Genomic DNA, 4,912 nt, shown 5'->3' with positions numbered 1-4,912 from the left:
GTTACCCGGAGCCGCGGCGCGGCCTGAGAGGGCGGGCCGCGCGCGGCGAAGAGCCGAGCCCGGCGGGTACGCGACTGGGCTCGCCGCATGACGGCGACGTCCGGGTCGGAGCGGGCACGGGGCCACTCCGGCCCGGGCGGCTCGTCGGGCGGGTCGGGCGGTGGCCGTCAGCCGCGGGCGATGGTGCGGCTTCGTCCCCGGAACTCCGCCACCACCTCGTCGCCGCGCCGCACCGTGACGTCGTAGATGCCGCTGCGGCCCTGCCGGACCCGCTCGGTGGCGTACGCCTCCAGCACGTCGCCCTCGCGTACCGGTCGCAGGAAGCTGATCTCGCCGCCGGCCGCGACGGTGGCCGGGCCGTGGCTGTTGCAGGCCAGCGCGAACGCGGTGTCGGCGAGCAGGAACACGAAGCCGCCGTGCCCGATCGCGTGCCCGTTGAGCATCGCCGGGGTGACCCGCATCCGCGCCACGGCCGCGCCGTCGCCGGCCGAGACGAGTTCGATGCCGAGCCCCTTGGACGCCACGTCGGCGTCGAACATGTCGTGCGCCGCGGTGCGGCCGCCGTCGTCCGCCATGTCAGCGCTCCCGCCGCTGGTCGACGATGCGGCGCATCTTGCCCATCGACCGTTCCACCCCGTCCGGTTCGATCACCCGCACCGCGACGGAGACGCCGATGGTGTTCTTGACCTGCTCGGCCAGGGCCGCGCCGGCCCGTTCGGCCTCGTCGGCGGCGGCGTCCGCGCGCCGCTCCACGTGGACGGCGAGCGTGTCCATCCGCCCCCGCCGGTCGAGCACGCACTGGAAGTGCGGCGACAGGGCCGGGGTACGCAGGATCAGCTCTTCGATCTGCGTCGGGAAGACGTTCACCCCCCGGACGATCATCATGTCGTCGGTCCGTCCGGTGATCTTCTCGATCCGCCGCATCGGGCGGGCTGTGCCGGGCAGCAGCCGGGTCAGGTCCCGGGTGCGGTAGCGGACCACCGGCATGGCCTCCTTGGTCAGCGAGGTCAGCACCAGCTCGCCCCGCTGTCCGTCGGGCAGCACCTCCCCGGTCACCGGGTCGATGATCTCCGGGTAGAACTGGTCCTCCCACAGGTGCAGGCCGTCCTTGGTCTCCACGCACTCGACCGCCACCCCCGGGCCCATCACCTCGGACAGGCCGTAGATGTCCAGTGCGTGCATGTCCAGGCGCTGCTCCAGCTCACGGCGCATGTCCTCGGTCCACGGCTCGGCGCCGAAGACGCCCACCCGCAGCGAGGTGGCGCGCGGGTCGACGCCCTGGCGTTCCATCTCGTCCACGATGGCGAGCATGTAGCTCGGGGTCACCATGATGACCTCCGGTTCCAGGTCGCGGATCAGCATGACCTGGCGCTCGGTCATGCCGCCGGAGGCCGGGACGACGGTGCAGCCCAGCTCCTCGGCGCCGTAGTGCGCGCCGAGGCCGCCGGTGAACAGCCCGTAGCCGTACGCGACGTGCACCCGGTCACCGCGGCGGCCACCGGCGGCCCGGATCGAGCGGGCCATCAGCTTCGCCCAGGTGTCCAGGTCGGCGCGGGTGTAGCCGACCACAGTCGGGCGTCCGGTGGTGCCGGAGGACGCGTGCAGCCGGGCGATCCGCTCGCGGGGCACCGCGAACATGCCGAACGGGTAGTTCTCCCGCAGCTCCGCCTTCGTGGTGAACGGGAAGCGGGCCAGGTCGGTCAACTCGCGCAGGTCGCCCGGGTGCGCGCTGGCGTCGTCGAACGCGCGGCGGTAGTGCGGCACGTTGTCGTACGCGTGCCGCAGCGAGTGGCGCAGCCGGTCCAGCTGCAGGGCGCGCAGCTCGTCGACGCCGATCCGCTCGACGGGATCCAGCTCGTCCGGACGAGGGGTGCGGTCCTGCACGGCTTCCTCCTGGCGCGACGGGCCCCGGGCACCGCCGCGCCGGGCGCTGCCGCCCACCGTACGCCCCTCATCCCTCCCCCACCCCCCTCCCCCGTGATCTTGCACTTGCCGCCCCTCGGGTGTCCGCTTCGCGCGCAATGCCGGGGCTGGAACCGCAAGATCACCGAGAGCGGGGGCGCGGGCGGACGGCGGGAGCGGGGTTATGCTCGCGGGGGCGGTGGGAGGTGTGGTGTCGGATCCGCGCGTTGATCCGGACGTCGACCTGCGCGTACCGGCGGACCGGTCGGAACTGTCCGCGCACCCGGCGGCCGTGCTCGGCGTGATCGCCGCCGGTGGCGTGTTCGGCGCGCTCGCGCGGGCGGGCGCGCAGGCGGCGGTGCCACACCGGCCCGGCGAGTTTCCGTGGGCCACGTTCGCCGTCAACGTCACCGGCTGCCTGCTGATCGGTGCGCTGACGGCGATGCTCGCCGCCCGCCCGGCCCACCCGCTGACCCGGCCGTTCCTCGGCGTCGGCGTGCTCGGCGGGTTCACCACGTTCTCCGCGTACGCGGTCGACGCGCAGCGGCTGCTGACCGACGGCGCGGCGGCGACGGCGGGCGTCTACCTGGCCGCCACGGTGCTCGGCGCGCTGGCCGCGGTCGCGGCCGGGGACGCGGTGACAGCGCGCCTGCTGGCCGCCCGGCACGGGCGGGCCCCGTGACCGCCCAGACGGTGGCGGGCCGATGACCGTCCTGCTGATCGCGCTCGGCGCCGCGCTCGGCGCGCCGCTGCGCTACCTGACCGACCGGGCGGTGCAGGCCCGGCACGGCTCACCGTTCCCGTGGGGCACGCTCACCGTGAACGTGGCCGGGTCGCTGCTGCTCGGCGGCCTGCTCGCGGCGCCCGTCGACCCGGCGGTGACCGCGCTGGTCGGCACCGGTTTCTGCGGCGCGCTGACCACCTGGTCGACGCTGAGCTACGAGACGCTGCGCCTGGCCCGCACCGGGAAGCGCCGCCTCGCGTACGCGAATGCGGCGCTCAGCGTGGCCGCGGGCCTGGGCGCGGCGTTCCTGGGCTACGCCCTCGTCACCGCGCTGACCGGCTGACCGCGCCGGTCAGCGGGCCCGGCGTTCCGGGTGGGCCCGGTTCCACGCCCGCATCCGCTCCGGGTAGCCGGTGCGGGCCGCCTCGTACAGCGGCACCGCGTGCTTCTGGGCGATCTTGCCGGCGGCGCGGGGCGAGCCGGTACGGCGGCGGATCCACTCACCGTCGTGCGCGATGGCGACGACTGTGGTGTCGGTGGCGGTGGTCTCCGGTTCCAGGTAGAACTCGACCCCGCGCCGGCTGGTGACGAACGCCTCCAGCTGCGCCAGGTCCTCCTTGGTCGCCTCGCGGTCGAGCTTCGTGGGCGTCGTCGGGTCGGCGGCCCGGCGGCTGAACCAGCCCATGCCCGCCTCCTCTCCTCGGCGTTCGCTCCAGTGCAGCACGCCGGCCTGGCAGGCGGCTGGGAGCGCGGTGGGAGTCGGCTGGACCGGCTCAGCCGACCTTCGCCGCCGCTGCGCCGGCCTGCGTGTCCGGCGCGGCGGGGCGCTCCCGCAGCACCGGCACCAGCGCGAGCGTGGGCAGCAGGAGCAGCGGCACCACGCCGAGCGCGGACAGCACGCCGAAGTGGTCGCCGAGGAAGCCGAGCAGCGGCGGCCCGGCCAGGAAGGCGGTGTAGCCGATCACCGCGACCACGCTCACCCGGGCCGGGGCCTTGTCCTCGTCGTCGGCGACGGCGCTCATCCCGACCGGGAAGCCGAGCGAGGCGCCGAGCCCCCACAGCGCGACGCCGACCACCGCGAGGGGGCCGTTCCCGGCCAGTACGGCGAGCGCCGCGCCGGCGGACGCCATCGCGATGGTGGTGAACAGGACCGGCACCCGGCCCCACCTGTCGATGGCGACGGTGCCGACGGTGCGGCCGATCGTCATGCCCACCACGAACACGCCGAAGACCGCGGCGCCGACCGCCTCGTCGACCCCGTACCCGTCGACGAACGCCACCGCGAGCCAGTCGTTGGCACTGCCCTCGGTGAACGCCATGACCAGCACGAGCAGGCCGACCAGCAGGGTGCGGGGCTCGCGCCAGGCGGCCAGCAGCGCCTGCCGCCGGGCGGCCGGCTCCCCGGCCCCGGCCGCCTCGGCGGTGGCCGCGAGGAATGCCCGGGCGCCGACCAGCGTGCCGGCCAGGATCAGCACGGACAGGACCGGCAGGTGCACGCCCACGGGTACGCCGAAGTGCGCCGCGCCGGCGCCGAGCCCGGCCCCGGCCACCGAGCCGAGACTCCAGGCGGCGTGGAACCGGGGCAGGATGGTGTAGCCGAGGCGCTTCTCCACGGCCGCGCCCTCGACGTTCATCGCCACGTCGCACATGCCGGAGCCGAAGCCGAACGCGGCGAGGCCGAACCCCACCCCGACGACCGAGCCGACCAGGCTGGCGGACAGACCCGCCACGGTCAGGCCGAGCGAGACCAGCACCACCGACACGGCGACAGTGCGCGCGGGCCCGAGCCGCTGGGTGACCAGGCCGGCCGTCGGCATGGCCAGCAGCGAACCCGCCGACGCGCAGAGCAGCAGCAGGCCGAGCCGCCCCGGGTTGAGGTCGAGCGCCTCCTGGGCCGCCGGGACCCGGGAGAACCAGCTCGCCACCGCGAGCCCGTTGAGGGCGAAGACGACGGCGACGCCGTTGCGGGCGGTCAACACCGCCCGGGCGCCGGTGGCCGCTTCCCGGCCGGTGCGTCGATGGTGCTGCTCACGGTGCGGTGGTCCCTTCCCCCGTCTGGTTCCCGACGACAATCGCACACCTGAGAGCGCTTCCACCACAAGCGCCGTTATGGCTTCGCCCATCCGCGCCGGAGCAGGCATGATGCGGACATGGGTACGCCGACCGCACGTCCCGCCACGCTCGACGACGTCGCCCGCGACGCCGGGGTGTCCCGGGCCACCGCCTCCCGGGTGCTCGGCGGCTACGGGTTCGCCTCGGCGGACGCCCGCGCCCGGGTGCACGCCG

Annotated in this window: 6 protein-coding genes and 1 pseudogene; 3 read left to right on the top strand and 4 right to left on the bottom strand. The window is 75.1% G+C overall.

The features are described from left to right. Positions 1–167: 167 nt before the first annotated feature. Together paaI and paaK are read right to left on the bottom strand one after the other, a co-directional pair. The gene (gene paaI / locus MCBG_RS02620) at positions 168–575 is read right to left on the bottom strand and encodes a hydroxyphenylacetyl-CoA thioesterase PaaI (RefSeq protein ID WP_043323587.1); all 408 of its coding nucleotides are present in this window, start codon (positions 573–575) and stop codon (positions 168–170) included. Between the two features lies 1 nt (position 576). Beyond that, positions 577–1,884 carry a phenylacetate--CoA ligase PaaK gene (paaK, locus tag MCBG_RS02615; protein ID WP_043330058.1) on the bottom strand — a complete coding sequence of 436 codons (1,308 nt, stop codon included), beginning with the start codon at positions 1,882–1,884 and terminating at the stop codon, positions 577–579. A 229-nt stretch (positions 1,885–2,113) separates the two neighbouring features. Between paaK and MCBG_RS02610 the strand changes: the two genes are divergently transcribed. Both MCBG_RS02610 and MCBG_RS02605 read left to right on the top strand, forming a co-directional pair. After that, positions 2,114–2,584, top strand: a complete 471-nt coding sequence (locus MCBG_RS02610) for a FluC/FEX family fluoride channel (RefSeq protein WP_043330057.1) — start codon at positions 2,114–2,116, stop codon at positions 2,582–2,584. Between the two features lie 22 nt (positions 2,585–2,606). Next, positions 2,607–2,969 (top strand): fluoride efflux transporter FluC, encoded by a 363-nt coding sequence (locus MCBG_RS02605; protein ID WP_043323585.1) that lies wholly within the window; start codon positions 2,607–2,609, stop codon positions 2,967–2,969. 9 nt (positions 2,970–2,978) lie between these two features. Here MCBG_RS02605 and MCBG_RS02600 read toward each other — a convergent pair whose 3' ends face one another. Beyond that, complete coding sequence (locus tag MCBG_RS02600) at positions 2,979–3,311, bottom strand: hypothetical protein (protein ID WP_030499339.1); 333 nt, start codon at positions 3,309–3,311, stop codon at positions 2,979–2,981. Positions 3,312–3,399: 88 nt separating this feature from the next. Next, entirely contained in the window at positions 3,400–4,605 is a 1,206-nt protein-coding gene (locus MCBG_RS02595) for an MFS transporter (protein WP_051610922.1), read from the bottom strand. A 171-nt stretch (positions 4,606–4,776) separates the two neighbouring features. Between MCBG_RS02595 and MCBG_RS31445 the strand changes: the two are divergent. Continuing rightward, positions 4,777–4,912: pseudogene (locus tag MCBG_RS31445) on the top strand (LacI family DNA-binding transcriptional regulator); the annotation flags it as partial.

This window comes from Micromonospora sp. M42 (genome assembly GCF_000568915.1).
Lineage (GTDB): Bacteria > Actinomycetota > Actinomycetes > Mycobacteriales > Micromonosporaceae > Micromonospora > Micromonospora chalcea.
The sequence above is the reverse complement of the archived record's forward strand: the minus strand, read 5'-3'. Positions and strand labels throughout refer to the sequence as shown.